The sequence below is a fragment of the Streptomyces sp. cmx-18-6 genome, assembly GCF_046548915.1.
Lineage (GTDB): Bacteria > Actinomycetota > Actinomycetes > Streptomycetales > Streptomycetaceae > Streptomyces.
Genome location: NZ_JAEBEP010000001.1, coordinates 618,326 through 634,051 on the forward strand (window position 1 = coordinate 618,326; position 15,726 = coordinate 634,051).

Genomic DNA, 15,726 nt, shown 5'->3' on the forward strand with positions numbered 1-15,726 from the left:
ACGCAGGGCGAAAGGCTTCACTCTCTGCACTGTTCCGCCGCTGCCTGCAAGGCTGGCGCAAGCCTGTGACCTGGCACTATCCCGTAGCCGGCCGGAGGGTCGGGGCCAGCCTGAAAGACCCTGAAACCGTGGCACGATTTGAGCTGCTAAGACACGGCGGTGCGAGCTTGCCCCCTTCGGGGGTCATACCCCCTCCCCTTCGCCGTCGCCTGCCGTCGATAGGCGTACGACTGTGCGCCATCCAGAGCGCCCGACAGGGCGACTCCCCGCCCTGCGGTCGAGCGCTGGCCAGCAGGCCGGGAGGCAAGCGCGCAGCCCCTCACGCTGGCCAGCACAGACAGGCTGACCGAGTGCGCGACAGCGCCCATCAGGGCCAAGACAGTGCGTCTCATAAACCATCGATAGTGAGACGATCGGCCAGTCTCTCGGCAGTGTCCGTTTCGCTCCCGTCTCGCCGTCTCGAAACCCGTCTCAAAAGATCCGTCTCACGGCTAGCTTTCGAGACGCGTTTATGAGACGGTCCAGTCATGACGAAGAAGATCACCCCCGCCGAACAGGTGGAGCGCCACGACTGCCCGAAGTGCCAGGCACCCGCAGGAAGCCCCTGCCGTACCGGCGCGGGCAAGGTGGCAGCGAACTACCACACGGGCCGCTTCGCCCTGGTGCCCGCGCTCAAGGCAGAGCTGACCGTGAAGACGCCTGCCGACCGCAACCCGGGCAAGGCGTGGACGCAGGGCGCACCCGTGGCACAGGCACCCGAAGGGAAGCCGGGCGCAGCGATCCGGCTCGGCTACGCCCGATGCTCGACCGTGGGGCAGGAACTCCAGTCCCAGTTGGACGCCCTTGCCGGGGCACAGTGCACCCGCGTGTTCTCCGAGAAGATCAGTACCCGCGTGAAGGAGCGGCCGGAGCTTGAGAAGGCGCTCACGCTGGCACGCGAGTTCAAGCAGGCTGCACCCAACCAACCCGTCATCCTGACCGTGGTCGAGATGAAGCGTCTCGCCCGTAGTGCGGCAGAGTTGATGTCCCTGTCCTCCACCCTTCAAGCGGACGGCATCCAACTGGAACTCCTGTCCGGTCCCCTCCAGGGTGTGTACGACCCGAACGGGGCGGGCGCGATCGTGTTCGCCGTCCTCGCGGTCAGTGCGGAGGTTGAGCGGGAAGGCATCCGGGAGAAGACGTTGGAAGGGCTCGACGCTGCGGCCCGCAAGGGCAACCACGGAGGACGCCCGACCGTAGTGGACGACGACAAGCTAGCCGTAGCCCGTGCCCGGCACGCCAAGGGAGAGAGCGTCACAGCCATCGCTAAGGCGCTGGGGATCTCCCGTGCCACCTTGTACCGGCACATCGGTGACAGCGACTGAGACAGGCGCGCAGGCGTTCCCATGACAGGCTCCCGGCATCACGTCGGGGCCTGTCGGCGTACCGGGCGCAGCGTCACCCGTTGGCAGACTCCCGCCGCTCCATGTCGTTGCGGCCATCCACCAGGACAGGGGCCGTCAGATTCCCCATGAGTCGGCTCACGACCGCATGGTGCACGTAACCGGGCTCCCCCTTGAGTCCCGCCATGGTGACCCACTTCATGGGCAGCAGGGTGCCGACCCTGCGGGACAGACGCATGTGCACCCGCGACTTCTCCGGGCCCATGAAGCCACCGTCCAGCACCGCCGTCAGTACATCCCCCGGCGACTGGTCGAACGCCAGCAGCCGGGCAAGCTCCAGCACCGCTCCCGCTTGCAACTCCAGTAAGCGCGAACCCACTTCGGGGATCGTCTCCCCTTGCGGCACGTCTCCGCCTGGTAACTGCCACGCCCCCGTTTCCAGGTTCTTGACCATGAGGAAGCGGGGGCCTCTCGGCCCCTTGCTCTCCAGCAGGACGAACACACGCAGCCGCACCGCCGCCAGCCTCTCTGTGCCCCTGTGGGGCACGAACACGGATCGAACGATGCTGGCCCCTACCGACTACGGGGGAGCCGACAGGGGCCAGCACAGCGGCGCATGTCGCTCACGCTGCGCCCCTTCCGGCGCACCGCTGGTCAAGTGGTGCTCGCCATCCCTCGATGCGCCGGGGGTCATGGGTCACTCGTCGCGGACGACTGCCGCGAACGAAGTGCAGATACGGCGGAAGCCCCGATGGTTGCTGCGCCCCGTGTGGCTCATGCACTCCACATCCACGGCCGCGCTGTCCGTCGAAGGCGTCGCCTTCCACTTGCAGCCGAGACACTCCGCTTCGAAGGTGACGTCCGTATCGGGGTGCTGCGCTATCCGGTGCTGAACGAACCGGGTGAGCGAACGCGTCACCGCCCCCGCCTCACCTTGTGCGGGTGACTCCGGATCTCCACATCGGCGTCGGTCGCCGCCGACAGGTCACCCCTGTCCCGTGCCGCCAGCCGCTGAACGGCCAGCGCCTCACACACTTCGCAGCCAACCGCCGGTTTCGGGGGTGGATGGGGAAGGGCGAGGTGTACCGGTCCGGTCATGGTCGTTTGCCTTTCGCTCACACCGTGCGCCTTCCCGAACGAGTGTTGAGAACGACCACCAGTCTCGCCCTGTGGATGACATGGGACCGCACTTATTCGCGTTGTCGGGTAAATCCCTGCGCCCAGTCGCCAAGGAGTGACCGGCACTCTCCCCCAAAGACGGCATGGGATTCATACCTATCGAACTCATCCCGATAGGCGCTCACGTCCCGATGGTCGCGGAGGATCAGCGCCCCCGTGTGGGTCTCCACTTGAACCAAGCGTCGGTCATAAACCGTGAAGACACTCAGTGGCGTCTCGACCACAGGGCCGACGATCCCGAGTGGAATCACACCCAGCCGCACGTTCGGGATACGCGAAACAGAAGCCAGGCGATCGAGCTGCATAGCCATCGCCAACGGGGATGCCAGCGGCCAGCGCACAGCCTGTTCCGTGAGGAGGAACGTAAAGAACTTCGAGGAGTCCGTCAGGATCTGCTGTCGCTCCAGCTTCTTCGCGACAGTCTTGGTCATGTCACCGGAGTTCCGGGCGAGACTGGCACGCACATAGTCCGGCGTTGCCAAAAGGCCCGTGATCATAGTCGGCAGGAAGAATCTGAATTCTGTGGTGACAGTCTCCAGCCGTGCCAACTCGTTCTGCTTCTTGTCAAGGCCCCGCCGCTGAGACCCCCAGTCGTCCTGCCACTCTGTGTTGGCCGAGCGAGCAAGGGTGAGTATCTCCATCGCAACGGGGCCCTGTGTCCCGAGCGTCTCTAGAATCAGCTCGACATCAACGATGGTCGGCGTGACCTTGCCACTCTCGATATTGCTGACTTTGGTCTGCGACAAGTTGCAGCGCCGAGCGAGCGCGGTCTGAGTGAGGCCGGCTCGCTTGCGCTCGCTGCGTAGTGCTTCCGCTAGGTCTGATCTCGACTTGCCCAGCGATTCCGGGTCAAAGGTCAAAGCCCTTCACGTACTCCTCGAAGGGAACTGAACCAGCCAAGGCGATCCGTTGGTATTCGACATAGAGACTCACGTCGCCTTCGAATACTTCTCGGTTGACCTGAGTGCCGTCCTGCTCGTAGTTCATTAGCACGACTTCTGAGCCGTCGAACATCCAAAAGTCCTGCACCCCCGCAAGAGGGTTGAGACGATCCGTGACATCCATAATCCGGATGTCCTCACCGGCCCACACATGCGGCTGGTAGTACATGAACTCATAGCGCAGGTAGTCCGACAGGGGGCGAGTCACGATGTGAACGCGCCCCTTCCTCTTTCCCTCCCGCCGTACCCGCTTCAGGTCGTCGGTGTACTCGTTCGAGTAGGCGTGAGGGTCGAGGCGCTCTCCCGCAAGAAATGCCGCGATCTCTTCGGCCTCCTGCGGGACGCGATATTCCGGCAAAGTCTCCAGTCGCCATGCCTCACGCCGGAAAGACTCGAACCGAGCCGCCCACTCGTCACCATCCAAGAGCACGGAACGCCTCCCTCAACGTCTCCTCCGGGATCTCCACGAGCCCCTCCCCGTCCGGCGCGGCGAACGCGTGGGACACGTCGCCCTGCACGATAAAGGCCCCGGATGCCTTGCGGTAAACGTTGGGGCAGTCGTTCTTGTTGCACTCGCCCGTACCGGTTCCTGTAAGCCGGGTCAGTTCCTCACGAGCCATGGTGAAACCCCTTGTCTCGGGCCCCCTGTTGGGGCGACATGAAGACCGTACGAAGGGGAGGGGGTCGCCGTCCATGCGATCACGCGAATATTGGCGTAGTCGCATAAAAGCCTGCCCCAGCCGGGGGCGAGGCGACCCCACGCGCGGTACGCAGAAGGCGTCCGACACGGGCCGGACGCCTCTGGTCACTACACCCACTCCACAGCGGAGACGATGCGCGGGTCTCGGCGAGGCGGAGGAAGCGGCGTACGCCTCACAGCCTGTGGAGCCTGGCCCCGTTCCATAGCGCCGAGACCTCTCAACATCTCGGCGCACTCCGCCTCCGTCATGCCAGCAAGCGACTCAGCCACCTGCCGGACGACATCCCCGCTGGTCACTACGGCTTCTTGACCGTGAGCGGGAGCATCTTCTTACCGCTCTCGCTCAGTTGTGGCCATGTGTCGAACTGCGGGCAGACGCCGCAGTCGAAGCAGGGGGTCCAGCGGCAGTCCTCGACCTCGGTCTCGTCCAGCGCGTCCTGCCAGTCCTCCCAGAGCCAGTCCTTGTCCAGGCCGGAGTCGAGGTGGTCCCAGGGCAGGACCTCCTCATAGGTGCGCTCGCGGGTGGTGTACCAGTCGACGTCGACCCCGAACTCGGGGAGCGTCTTCTCCGCACAGTTCATCCAGAGGTCGTAGCTGAAGTGCTCGCGCCAGCCGTCGAAGCGTCCGCCCGACTCGTAGACCGCGCGGATGACGGAGCCGACGCGCCGGTCGCCGCGCGAGAGGAGGCCCTCGACGATGCCGGGCTTGCCGTCGTGGTAGCGGAAGCCGATGGAGCGGCCGTACTTCTTGTCGCCGCGGATCTTGTCCCGCAGCTTCTTCAGGCGGGCGTCGGTGTCGGCGGCGCTCAGCTGCGGGGCCCACTGGAAGGGGGTGTGCGGCTTGGGCACGAAGCCGCCGATGGAGACGGTGCAGCGGATGTCGTTCTGGCCGGAGACCTCGCGGCCCTTGGCGATGACGTTGACCGCCATGTCACCGATCTGGAGGACGTCCTCGTCGGTCTCGGTGGGCAGGCCGCACATGAAGTACAGCTTCACCTGGCGCCAGCCGTTGCCGTAGGCGGTGGACACCGTCCGGATCAGGTCCTCCTCCGAGACCATCTTGTTGATGACCTTGCGCATCCGCTCGGAGCCGCCCTCGGGGGCGAAGGTGAGGCCGGAGCGGCGGCCGTTGCGGGTCAGCTCGTTGGCCAGGTCCACGTTGAACGCGTCGACGCGGGTGGAGGGCAGCGAGAGGCCGACCTTGTCCTCGGTGTAGCGGTCGGCGAGGCCCTTGGCGATGTCACCGATCTCGCTGTGGTCGGCGGAGGAGAGGGAGAGCAGGCCGACCTCTTCGAAGCCGGTCGCCTTGAGGCCCTTCTCGACCATCTCGCCGATGCCGGTGATGCTTCGCTCCCGCACGGGGCGCGTGATCATGCCGGCCTGGCAGAAACGGCAGCCCCGGGTGCAGCCGCGGAAGATCTCCACGGACATCCGCTCGTGCACGGTCTCCGCGAGCGGGACGAGGGGCTGCTTGGGGTAGGGCCACTCGTCGAGGTCCATGACGGTGTGCTTGGAGACCCGCCACGGCACGCCGGACCGGTTGGGCACGACGCGGCCGATGCGGCCGTCCGGGAGGTACTCCACGTCGTAGAAGCGCGGGACGTAGACGCCGCCGGTCTTCGAGAGCCGGAACAGCACCTCGTCGCGCCCCCCGGGGCGGCCCTCGGCCTTCCAGGCGCGGACGATCTCGGTGATCTCCAGGACGGCCTGCTCGCCGTCCCCGATGACCGCGCAGTCGATGAACTCCGCGATCGGCTCGGGGTTGAACGCGGCGTGGCCGCCCGCGAGGACGATCGGGTGGTCGACCGTGCGGTCCTTGGCCTCCAGCGGGATGCCCGCCAGGTCCAGGGCGGTGAGCATGTTGGTGTAGCCGAGCTCGGTGGAGAAGCTCAGCCCGAAGACGTCGAACGCGCCGACCGGGCGGTGGCTGTCCACGGTGAACTGCGGCACGCCGTGCTCGCGCATCAGCTCCTCGAGGTCCGGCCAGACGCTGTACGTGCGCTCCGCGAGGACGCCCTCGCGCTCGTTCAGCACCTCGTACAGGATCATGACGCCCTGGTTGGGGAGCCCCACCTCGTAGGCGTCGGGGTACATCAGGGTCCAGCGGACGTCGCAGCTGTCCCAGTCCTTGACGGTGGAGTTCAGCTCACCGCCGACGTACTGGATGGGCTTCTGCACATGCGGGAGCAGAGCTTCGAGCTGTGGGAAGACCGATGCGGCAGACATCTCGCGAACCTTCGTGAGCCGGCTGGGGTGACCATCCAGCGTACCGCGCGGCTCAGCGCTTCAGATCCGCCCGCAGTACGGGGTCGGCGGCCCGCTCCCACACCTGCGGCAGCTCGCGCTCCCGCGCGTCGGCGGCGGCCTCCTCCCGGCCGTACAGGAGTCCCCAGGTGAACGCGCTCTCGCCCGCCGCGTGGGCCTGGATCGCCAGGGTGCGCAGGGTCTCGCGGGCCACCACGCTGTCCTGGTGGTCGCCCAGCACGGACTGGACGGCCTTCACCCGCTTGGCGAAGCGCTGGGCGGGCTTCTTGAGGGCGGGCCGGGCGGCGTCGCCCGCGTACCGGGCGCGCTTGGCGGCCTTGCGGGCCTCGTGCAGCGCCACGTCCCGCTCCGCGCCCGCCGGCTGCTCCAGGGCGTGCTCCATGCGGTGCGCGAGCCGCCGGTAGTCCTTGAGGACCGCGCGCGGCAGGACCTTCTCCGGTGCGCGGGAGGCGGCGGGGCGCAGGGGCGGATCGGCGCTCAGCGCGTCCAGGGCGTCCAGGAGCGCCAGATACCGCTTCCCGTCCAGGACGTCGATGATCCCGCGGCGGGCCCCGGTGCCGTGTGCGGCCGACCAGATCTGGAGCCGCCCCTGTACGGGACCGAGGACCAGGGTGTCCGGGAGGGCGGCGGTGCGGCTGCCGATGCGCTTTTCGAGGACCTCCTGGTCCCGGTCGACGCCCAGTTCGCCGGCGAGCCACTTGAGCTCCGCGCCCACGGGGTCGGTGACCTCGCGGTCGAGGACCTTGCGGTAGGTCTTGAAGGCGCTGCGCAGCCGCCGGGTCGCCACCCGCATCCTGTGGACGGAGTCGGGCAGGTCGCGGCGGACGGCGGGGTCGCGGTCGACGATCGCCCGGACCTGTTCGCGTACGTAGGCGAGGACGTGGTCCCCCGCGGTATGCGGCTCGTCCTTCTGCTCCTTCGCCCGCTTCCTCTCGCGTACGGGGGCGGTCTCGGCCAGTGCCCTGGCGAGCTTGGACGGGGAGGGGGAGGGGCGCGCCCCTCCCTTGCGGAGCCGCTTCTCGACCGCGTCCAGGAAGGCGGGGTCGCCGTCGTCCGCGAGCTCGACCTCGATCTCGGTCCAGGTGGCGGTCGTCCCGGCCGTGTCCCCGGTGAGCCGTTCGGCGCACACCGTGTCGACGCTGACCTCGGCGAGGAGGGAGCCGTCCGCGGCGGTGAGGTGGAGGACGTCCCGGGAGGAGAGCAGCCGGACGACGGGGGCCACCTCGTCGTGGCGGACCCGGGAGCGGAGGAGCGCGGCGAAGGAGTCCGGCAGGGTGTCGGAGAGCGGCTCGCTCAGTTCGTCCCGGATGCCGGTGGCGACGGGGAACTTCAGGTGCCAGCCGTCGTCGGCTCCCCCGGTCCTGCGGCGCAGGGTGAGGGAGTCGGCGGCGAGGCGGAGGCCGGCGGTGTCGTAGTAGACGGCGTCCAGCTCCGTGACGCCCCGGGGGACGACCCGGTCGACCCCGGCGACCCGGCTCAGGCCGGGCAGCCAGGTCGCCGCAGCGGCTTCGCCGCCTCCGGTGGCTTCGGTGGCTTCGTATTTCCGCTCGATCTCTCGCTTGGTGTCCGCCATATACGGACACCTACCCGCCTGAGCCGGGTTCAGGCGGACATCGGCCGCTGCACCCTGATCGACTGGAGCAGCCCGATCGCGACCCAGACGGCGAACATCGAGGACCCTCCGTACGAGACGAAGGGCAGCGGCAGACCGGCCACCGGCATGATGCCGAGCGTCATGCCGATGTTCTCGAAGGACTGGAAGGCGAACCAGGCGATGATGCCGGCGGCGACGATCGTGCCGTACAGCTCGGTCGTCTCGCGGGCGATGCGGCAGGCGCGCCACAGGACGACGCCGAGGAGGACGATGATCAGTCCCCCGCCGACGAAGCCCAGCTCCTCGCCGGCGACGGTGAAGACGAAGTCGGTCTGCTGCTCGGGGACGAACTGTCCGGTGGTCTGGGTGCCCTTGAAGAGACCGGTGCCGGTGGGGCCGCCGGAACCGATCGCGATGCGGGCCTGGTTGGTGTTGTAGCCGACGCCGGCCGGGTCGAGCGCCGGGTTGGCGAAGGCGGCGAAGCGGGCGATCTGGTAGTCGTCGAGCAGCCCGAGCTGCCAGACGGAGAGCGCGCCGACCGCGCCCGCGCCGAGGAGGCCGAAGACCCACCGGTTGGAGGCCCCGGAGGCGAGCAGGACGCCGAGGACGATGACCGCCATCACCATCACCGAGCCGAGGTCCGGCATCAGCATGACGACGGCCATGGGGATGACCGCGAGGCCCAGCGCCTTGGCGACGGTGATGTGGTCGGGATGGAGCTGGTCGCCCGCGTCGACGCGGGCCGCCAGCAGCATCGCCATCACCAGGATGATGGTGATCTTGGTGAACTCGGAGGGCTGGATGGAGAATCCGGCCGGCAGCTTGATCCACGCGTGGGCGCCGTTGATCGTGGTGCCGAGCGGGGTGAGGACGGCCATGACCAGCAGCACCGAGATGCCGTAGAGGACCGGGACGGCCCCGCGCAGGGTGCGGTGGCCGAGCCAGATCGTGCCGATCATCAGGGCGACGCCGATGCCGGTGTTCATGACGTGCCGGAAGAGGAAGAAGTACGGGTCGCCCTGGGTGAGGTGGTCGCGGTTGCGGGTCGCGGACCACACCAGCAGCGAGCCGAGCAGGGAGAGCGCGAGCGCGGCTCCCAGCAGCGGCCAGTCCAGCCGCCGTACGAGGGAGTCGCGGGCGGTCAGCCTGGACCAGGAGCCCTGGTCGGGGCCGTACCGGGAGACGGAGAAGCCACCTGCCATCAGGGTCGCCTCCCGAACGCGGGCGAGCCGGTGAGACCGGGCTGGCCCGGGGGCTGCGGCACCAGGTTCTCGGGGTCCGCCTCCTGGCCTTCCGGCTGCGTCGGCCGGGGGTTGTACGGCTTGACCTTCGGGGCGTGGATCGAGCCGTCCGGCTGGACCTTCGGCAGCGTCTTCTGGGGCGTGGGCAGCAGGGCCTTCTTCATATCCTGGTTGCCCTCGGCGTCGAGGCCGTAGAGCGCGTCGTAGATCTTGCGGACGGCGGGTCCGGAGGCGCCGGAGCCGGTGCCGCCCTGGGAGATCGTCATGACGATCGTGTAGTCGTCGGTGTAGGTCGCGAACCACGAGGTGGTCTGCTTGCCGTACACCTGGGCGGTGCCGGTCTTGGCGCGCATCGGGATCTTGTCCTGCGGCCAGCCGCCGAACCGCCAGGCGGCGGTGCCGCCGGGCTCGACCACCGAGCGCAGGCCCTTGTCGAGGTCCTTGACGGTCTGGGCGTCGACGGGCAGCTTGCCGGTGGCCTTGGGCTTGATCTCCTGGACGCTCTTGCCGTCCGGGCTGATCACGGCCTTGCCCACGGTGGGCGCGTGGAGGGTGCCGCCGTTGCTGATGGCGGCGTAGGCGGTGGCCATCTGGATCGGGGTGACGAGGACGTCACCCTGGCCGATGGCGTAGTTGATGCTGTCGTACGCCTTCAGCTGGTTGCCTTCGAGGCAGCTCTCGTACGCGATCTGCTGCACGTACGTGCCGCCCTTCTTGCCCTCCTTGCACCAGGCGTCCTTGTTGGCCTTCCAGAAGTCCTGCTTCCACTGGCGGTCCGGGATGCGGCCCTTGACCTCGTTGGGGAGGTCGATGCCGCTCTCCGCGCCGAGGCCGAAGTCACGGGCGGTCCGGTAGAACCAGTTCTTGGCATCCTTCTTCGGCTTTATGCCGCCGTCACGCGCCCACTCCTCGTGGCCCAGCCGGTAGAAGACCGTGTTGCAGGAGTACTTGAGCGCGTCCCCGAGGGTGATGGGGCCGTGGCCCTGGGACTCGAAGTTCGCGAAGGTCTGGCTGCCGAGGCTGTAGGAGCTGCTGCAGTTGTAGCGGTCGTTGAAGGCGTGGCCGCCGCGCACGGCGGCGCTCGCGGAGACCACCTTGAAGATGGAGCCGGCGGGGGCCTGGCCCTGGATGGCCCGGTTGAGCAGCGGGTAGTTGGACTTCTTGCTGGTGAGCTTGGCGTACTCCTTGCCGGAGATGCCGCCGACCCAGGCGTTGGGGTCGTAGTCGGGCTGGGAGGCCATCGAGACGATGCGGCCCGTCTTGGACTCCATGACGACGACCGCGCCGGAGTCGGCCTCGTACGGGCGGCCGGTGATCTTGTCGGTCTCCTTGCGGACGGTCTTCATCGCCTCGTTGAGCTCGTACTCGGCGACCGCCTGGACCCGCGCGTCGAGGCTGGTGACCAGGTTGGAGCCGGGCACCGCCGGGTCGTTCTCCGCCTCGCCCATGACGCGGCCGAGGTTGTCGACCTCGTAGCGGGTGACGCCCGCCTTCCCGCGCAGCGCCTTGTCGTACGTGCGCTCCAGGCCGGAGCGGCCGATCTGGTCGGAGCGCAGATAGGGCGAGTCGGTGTCGATGGCCTTGGTGATCTCCTCGTCGGTGACCGGGGAGAGGTAGCCGAGGACCTGCGCGGTCTTCGCCTTGCCGGGTGCGGCGTAGCGGCGTACGGCGGTGGGCTCGGCGGTGATGCCGGGGAAGTCCTCGGCGCGTTCCCGGATCTGGAGGGCCTGTTGGGTGGTGGCCTCGTCGGTGACCGGGATCGGCTGGTAGGGGGAGCCGTTCCAGCAGGGCTGGGGGGTCTTGGCGTCGCAGAGGCGGACCTTGTCCCGGACCTCGTCGGGCTTCATGTCCAGGACGTCGGCGAGGCGGGTGAGGACCCCGACGCCGTCGTCCTTCATCTTCAGCAGTTCGGTGCGGCTCGCGGAGACCACGAGCCGGGTCTCGTTGTCGGCGAGGGGCACACCGCGGGCGTCGAGGATCGAGCCGCGCACGGCGGGCTGGACGACCTGCTGGACGCCATTGCCGGCCGCCTCGGCGGTGTACTCGTCGCCGTTGCGGATCTGGAGGTACCAGAGGCGTCCGCCGAGGGTGAGGAGCAGGGAGAAGACGAGGACCTGGATGACGATGAGCCGGATCTGGACCCGCTGGGTCCGCCCGGTCTCCGGAATGTTGCTCACGCGGCGCCCCCGGTGGTGGTACGGGGGTCGTCCCCCGGGAAATACAGCCTCACGCGGTGCCCCCGGTGGTGTCTCCGGTCTTGTACGGCTTCACAGTCGCTTGACCCCCTTGATGCGGCCCGCGCGGGCGGCGCGGCTGCGGGCGGCCTTGACGCGCAGGCCGCCGCGCTGGTTGCCGATCCGCAGTCCGGTGCCCGAGGCGAGCCAGCCCGCGGCCACGTCGCTGCCGCCGCCGGCGGCTTCGGAGACCGGGTCGTTCTCGGTGCGTCTGGCCAGGGCCATGATCAGCGGCACGACGAAGGGCGCCAGCAGCAGGTCGTAGATCGCGGCGGTCAACAGCAGGCTGAACAGGCCCACATGGCGGGCGGCCGTGTCGCCGACGAGCGCGCCGACTCCCGCGTACATCAGGGTCGAGCCGATCGCGGCGGCGACCACCACGGCCATCGGGGCGAAGGCCGACTTGAGCTGCCCGTTCTCCGGGCGGGCCAGGCCCGCGAGATAGCCGATGACGCAGAGCACCAGGGCGTAGCGCCCGGCGGCGTGGTCGGCGGGGGGTGCGAGGTCCGCGAGGAGGCCCGCGCCGAAGCCGATGAGCGAGCCGCTGACCGGCCCGTACACGAAGGCGAGGGCGAGCACGGTGAGCAGCAGCAGGTCGGGGACCGCGCCGGGGAGCTGGAGGCGGGCGAGGACGGAGACCTGGACGACGAGGGCGAGGACGACCAGGACGGTGGAGAGCAGAGTCCGGTTCAGGCGCATGGGGATCAGCTCTACTCCTGGTCGTTTGCCGCGTTGTCGGGTTGGGCGTCGCCGGGCGGCTGGGCGTCGCCCTGCGCGTCGCCCTGCTGGTTCTGCGCCGCGTCGCCGGCCGCCCGGCCGTCGCCCGGTTTCTCGTTGATGTTGCCGACGACCTTGCCCGAGCCGTCGACGAGATCGCCGTTGGGCTGGACGGTGACGGTGACCGTGGGGGTCGGCTTGGGCTTCGTCTCCGTCTTCGCGGGCTGCTTCGGCAGGACCGCGTCGCGGGGGTCCGCGCGCGGGGCCTGGACGACGACGCCGACGATGTCGAGCTTGGTGAACCCGACGTACGGCTTCACGTGGACGGTCCGGGTCAGCGCGCCGCCGGAGGGGTCGACGTGGACGACCTCGCCGACCGGGACGCCGGGCACGAAGGGCTTGTCCTTGCTGGAGCCGAAGGTGACGAGCCGGTCGCCCGCCTTCACCTTGGCCTTGCCGTTGAGGAACTGGACCGACAGCGGGCGGGAGCCCTGGCCGGTGGCGAAGCCGAGCTCGTCGGTCTTCTCCATCCGGGTGCCCACGGTGAAGCCGGGGTCGTTGGCCAGCAGGACGGTCGCGGTGTTCGGGCCGACCGTGGTAACCCGGCCGACCAGCCCTTCACCGTTGAGGACGGTCATGTCGCGGCGGATGCCGTCGTCGGCCCCGGCGTCGATGGTGATCGTCCAGGAGAAGCCCTGGGCCGCTCCTATGGCGATGACCTCGGCGCCCTTGATGCCGTACTGCCCGGCGCCGGCGTTCTTCAGCATGGCGTCGAGCTGCCGGACGCGGCTGTTGCTGCGGTCGTCGCTGCCGAGCTTCGCCTTGAGCGCGGCGTTCTCCTGCTCCAGGGCGGCGATCCGGTCGTGCCGGCTGCCGGAGTCGCGTACCGCACCGATGGCGTTGCCCACCGGGTTGACCGCTGCCGCGACGCCGTTCTCCACGGGTCCGAAGACCGTGGCGGCGGCCTGCCGGGCACCGTCCACCGGTGACTCCTCGCCGCCTCGGATATCCACCGTGATCAGGGCGAATGCGATGGCGACCAGCAGCACCAGGAGCAGCCGGCTCTCTCGTGTGTCCCTCACGTGCGGCGGCCGTGCCTTCCTCGTCGGAATGTTCGTGCCTGTGTATGCGTCTGTTCGTGCCTGTGTATGCGTCTGTTCGTGCCTGTGTACGCGTCCGTACGGGTATCGGGCTCTGCGCCACTACGCGTACGACAACGATCTATATCAACGATGCGACGGGCGGAACCGCAGGTTCCGCCCGTCTGGCCATCGAGTTCCTACCGTCGGGGCTGGGCGTCCAGCACTTGCTGGAGCGCCTCGAACTCCTCGACGCACTTGCCGGAGCCGAGCGCCACGGAGTCCAGCGGGTCCTCGGCGATGTGGATCGGCATGCCCGTCTCGCGGCGCAGCCGCTCGTCCAGGCCGCGCAGCAGCGCGCCGCCGCCGGTGAGGACGATGCCGCGGTCCATGATGTCGCCGGACAGCTCGGGCGGGCACTTGTCGAGCGTCGTCTTGACCGCGTCGACGATCGCGTTGACCGGCTCCTCGATGGCCTTGCGGACCTCGGCGGCCGAGATGACGACCGTCTTGGGCAGCCCGGAGACCAGGTCGCGGCCGCGGATCTCGGTGTGCTCGTCCTTGTCCATGTCGTACGCGGAACCGATCGTGATCTTGATCTGTTCGGCGGTGCGCTCACCGAGGAGGAGCGAGTACTCCTTCTTGATGTGCTGAATGATCGCGTTGTCCAGCTCGTCGCCGGCGGTCCGGATCGACTGGGCCGTGACGATTCCGCCGAGCGAGATCACCGCGACCTCGGTGGTGCCGCCGCCGATGTCCACGACCATGTTGCCGGTGGCCTCGTGGACCGGCAGTCCGGAGCCGATGGCCGCGGCCATGGGCTCCTCGATGATGTGCACCTGGCGCGCGCCGGCCTGCGTGGACGCCTCGATGACGGCGCGGCGCTCGACCCCGGTGATGCCGGAGGGAACGCAGACGACGACCCGGGGGCGGGCCAGGTAGCGACGCTTGTGGATCTTGAGGATGAAGTAGCGGAGCATCCGCTCCGTGATCTCGAAGTCGGCGATCACGCCGTCCTTCAGGGGCCGTACGGCAACGATGTTGCCCGGCGTACGGCCGATCATCTTCTTGGCCTCGGAGCCGACCGCCAGAATTCCGCCGGTGTTGGTGTTGATGGCCACGACGGACGGCTCGTTCAGGACGATGCCGCGCCCCCTGACGTACACCAGCGTGTTGGCAGTCCCGAGGTCGATAGCCATGTCACGGCCGATGAACGACATTGAGTTCCCCTTGTTCCCCATGAGGATGCGTCGGGCCTTCCCGAAGAAGCGATGATGGCTTGTTCTGGTCGGCGAGGATGGCGCTGCGGGCGTGGAAGCTTCCATCGTAGTGCCGTATGCACGGACACAGCGCGAGGGTCCTTCGCCATTGCTGGCGGAACGGCTGCCCGTTCCACCCATGGTGACGTTACGTCGGAGGGATGCGTTCCCGCGAGAGGGAACCCTATGCCGAAGGGCGACCGAATTACTTCGGTCGCCCCAGGCAGACAGCGCTGTTTGGCCGATCGGGTCAGGAAAGTCCCGGAAAGAAGAGCTTCAGTTCTCGCTCTGCGGACTCCTGCGAGTCCGAGGCGTGGATGAGGTTCTCCCGGGTGATCGTGCCGAAGTCACCGCGGATCGACCCGGGCGCGGCGGCGATCGGATCGGTGGGGCCGGCCAGGGCGCGCACGCCCTCGATCACCCGCTCGCCTTCGGCCACCAGAGCGACGACCGGGCCGGAGGCCATGAACTCCACGAGCGGCTCGTAGAACGGGCGGCCCTTGTGCTCCCCGTAGTGCTGCTCCAGCGTGTCCTGGTCCAGGGTGCGCAGCTCCAGCGCGGTGATCCGCCAGCCCGCCTTGCGCTCGATCCGGCCGACGATCTCGCCGATCAGGCCGCGGCGGACCGCGTCGGGCTTGAGCAGGACGAGGGTGCGCTGAGTCATGTGCGGCTCCTTGCAGGCATACGGGTGCGGTGAGGGCGAGATTACAGGGGTACGGAAACGGGCCGACGCCCGGGTTCACCCAGAGTCACCCTTGGGCCCGGGCCGCCTTCCACCACCGTCAGGCCGCGGCCTCGCCGGCCTCCTGCTGCGCTGCCCAGCGGGCCTTCACCTCGTCGATCTTGCGGCCGTAGTGCACCGAGGCCCACCACAGTCCGCCGAAGACCAGACCGAGGATGAACATCATCGGGACCACGAACCCGCTGAGGACCAGGGCGACCTGGAGCGCCCAGCCGAGCTGTACGCCGCCGGGGCGGGTGAGCATCCCGCACAGCAGCAGGGACAGCGCCATGCCGACCCCGCAGACCGTCCAGACCGCCGTCATGGAGACGTCGTCCAGCTTCATCGCGACGAGACCGGCGAAGCCGATCACGAAGAACTCACCGAGCAGCGTCGAGGCGCAGAGCGTACGCAT

General features: G+C 68.5%; 15 protein-coding genes. 1 reads left to right on the forward strand and 14 read right to left on the reverse strand.

Going from position 1 to position 15,726, the window contains the following annotated elements; all coding sequences use genetic code 11:
- Window positions 1–527: 527 nt before the first annotated feature.
- On the forward strand, window positions 528–1,364 hold the full coding sequence (locus tag ACLJPL_RS02810) for a recombinase family protein (RefSeq protein ID WP_411079025.1): 837 nt from the start codon (window positions 528–530) through the stop codon (window positions 1,362–1,364).
- Between the two features lie 73 nt (window positions 1,365–1,437).
- Here ACLJPL_RS02810 and ACLJPL_RS02815 read toward each other — a convergent pair whose 3' ends face one another.
- The 14 genes from ACLJPL_RS02815 to ACLJPL_RS02880 form a co-directional block, all read right to left on the reverse strand.
- Window positions 1,438–1,761, reverse strand: coding sequence for a hypothetical protein (locus tag ACLJPL_RS02815; RefSeq protein WP_411079026.1), 324 nt, complete (start codon window positions 1,759–1,761; stop codon window positions 1,438–1,440).
- A gap of 318 nt (window positions 1,762–2,079) precedes the next feature.
- The gene (locus ACLJPL_RS02820) at window positions 2,080–2,301 is read right to left on the reverse strand and encodes a hypothetical protein (RefSeq protein ID WP_411079027.1); all 222 of its coding nucleotides are present in this window, start codon (window positions 2,299–2,301) and stop codon (window positions 2,080–2,082) included.
- Between the two features lie 271 nt (window positions 2,302–2,572).
- Window positions 2,573–3,421, reverse strand: coding sequence for a helix-turn-helix domain-containing protein (locus ACLJPL_RS02825; protein WP_411079028.1), 849 nt, complete (start codon window positions 3,419–3,421; stop codon window positions 2,573–2,575).
- On the reverse strand, window positions 3,411–3,932 hold the full coding sequence (locus tag ACLJPL_RS02830) for a DUF6879 family protein (RefSeq protein ID WP_411079029.1): 522 nt from the start codon (window positions 3,930–3,932) through the stop codon (window positions 3,411–3,413). The genes ACLJPL_RS02825 and ACLJPL_RS02830 overlap by 11 nt, the downstream gene beginning before the upstream one ends.
- A complete protein-coding gene (locus tag ACLJPL_RS02835) occupies window positions 3,916–4,122 on the reverse strand; it encodes a hypothetical protein (RefSeq protein ID WP_411079030.1) in 207 nt (68 codons plus the stop codon). The genes ACLJPL_RS02830 and ACLJPL_RS02835 overlap by 17 nt, the downstream gene beginning before the upstream one ends.
- Window positions 4,123–4,498: 376 nt before the next feature.
- A complete protein-coding gene (locus tag ACLJPL_RS02840) occupies window positions 4,499–6,427 on the reverse strand; it encodes a TIGR03960 family B12-binding radical SAM protein (RefSeq protein ID WP_411079031.1) in 1,929 nt (642 codons plus the stop codon).
- A 52-nt stretch (window positions 6,428–6,479) separates the two neighbouring features.
- The gene (locus tag ACLJPL_RS02845) at window positions 6,480–8,039 is read right to left on the reverse strand and encodes a CHAD domain-containing protein (RefSeq protein WP_411079032.1); all 1,560 of its coding nucleotides are present in this window, start codon (window positions 8,037–8,039) and stop codon (window positions 6,480–6,482) included.
- A 29-nt stretch (window positions 8,040–8,068) separates the two neighbouring features.
- Window positions 8,069–9,262 (reverse strand): rod shape-determining protein RodA, encoded by a 1,194-nt coding sequence (rodA, locus tag ACLJPL_RS02850; RefSeq protein WP_411079033.1) that lies wholly within the window; start codon window positions 9,260–9,262, stop codon window positions 8,069–8,071.
- Window positions 9,262–11,478: a penicillin-binding protein 2 gene (gene mrdA, locus ACLJPL_RS02855; protein ID WP_411079034.1), complete on the reverse strand. Its 2,217-nt coding sequence runs from the start codon at window positions 11,476–11,478 to the stop codon at window positions 9,262–9,264. Before mrdA ends, rodA begins: the two co-directional genes overlap by 1 nt.
- A 90-nt stretch (window positions 11,479–11,568) precedes the next feature.
- Window positions 11,569–12,234, reverse strand: a complete 666-nt coding sequence (gene mreD, locus ACLJPL_RS02860; protein ID WP_411079035.1) for a rod shape-determining protein MreD — start codon at window positions 12,232–12,234, stop codon at window positions 11,569–11,571.
- A gap of 11 nt (window positions 12,235–12,245) precedes the next feature.
- The gene (mreC, locus tag ACLJPL_RS02865; RefSeq protein WP_411079036.1) at window positions 12,246–13,334 is read right to left on the reverse strand and encodes a rod shape-determining protein MreC; all 1,089 of its coding nucleotides are present in this window, start codon (window positions 13,332–13,334) and stop codon (window positions 12,246–12,248) included.
- Between the two features lie 197 nt (window positions 13,335–13,531).
- Entirely contained in the window at window positions 13,532–14,551 is a 1,020-nt protein-coding gene (locus ACLJPL_RS02870; RefSeq protein ID WP_093687258.1) for a rod shape-determining protein, read from the reverse strand.
- 289 nt (window positions 14,552–14,840) lie between these two features.
- Window positions 14,841–15,254, reverse strand: coding sequence for a nucleoside-diphosphate kinase (gene ndk / locus ACLJPL_RS02875; protein ID WP_032753273.1), 414 nt, complete (start codon window positions 15,252–15,254; stop codon window positions 14,841–14,843).
- A 118-nt stretch (window positions 15,255–15,372) separates the two neighbouring features.
- Entirely contained in the window at window positions 15,373–15,726 is a 354-nt protein-coding gene (locus tag ACLJPL_RS02880; RefSeq protein ID WP_411079037.1) for a DUF4233 domain-containing protein, read from the reverse strand.

Coding starts and splice junctions, on each gene's coding strand:
- ACLJPL_RS02810 (WP_411079025.1), top strand. CDS start 528: ATGACGAAGAAGATCACCCCCGCCGAACAGGTGGAGCGCCACGACTGC.
- ACLJPL_RS02835 (WP_411079030.1), bottom strand. CDS start 4,122: ATGGCTCGTGAGGAACTGACCCGGCTTACAGGAACCGGTACGGGCGAG.
- ACLJPL_RS02840 (WP_411079031.1), bottom strand. CDS start 6,427: ATGTCTGCCGCATCGGTCTTCCCACAGCTCGAAGCTCTGCTCCCGCAT.
- ACLJPL_RS02845 (WP_411079032.1), bottom strand. CDS start 8,039: ATGGCGGACACCAAGCGAGAGATCGAGCGGAAATACGAAGCCACCGAA.
- rodA (WP_411079033.1), bottom strand. CDS start 9,262: ATGGCAGGTGGCTTCTCCGTCTCCCGGTACGGCCCCGACCAGGGCTCC.
- mreD (WP_411079035.1), bottom strand. CDS start 12,234: ATGCGCCTGAACCGGACTCTGCTCTCCACCGTCCTGGTCGTCCTCGCC.
- ACLJPL_RS02870 (WP_093687258.1), bottom strand. CDS start 14,551: ATGTCGTTCATCGGCCGTGACATGGCTATCGACCTCGGGACTGCCAAC.
- ndk (WP_032753273.1), bottom strand. CDS start 15,254: ATGACTCAGCGCACCCTCGTCCTGCTCAAGCCCGACGCGGTCCGCCGC.
- ACLJPL_RS02880 (WP_411079037.1), bottom strand. CDS start 15,726: ATGCGTACGCTCTGCGCCTCGACGCTGCTCGGTGAGTTCTTCGTGATC.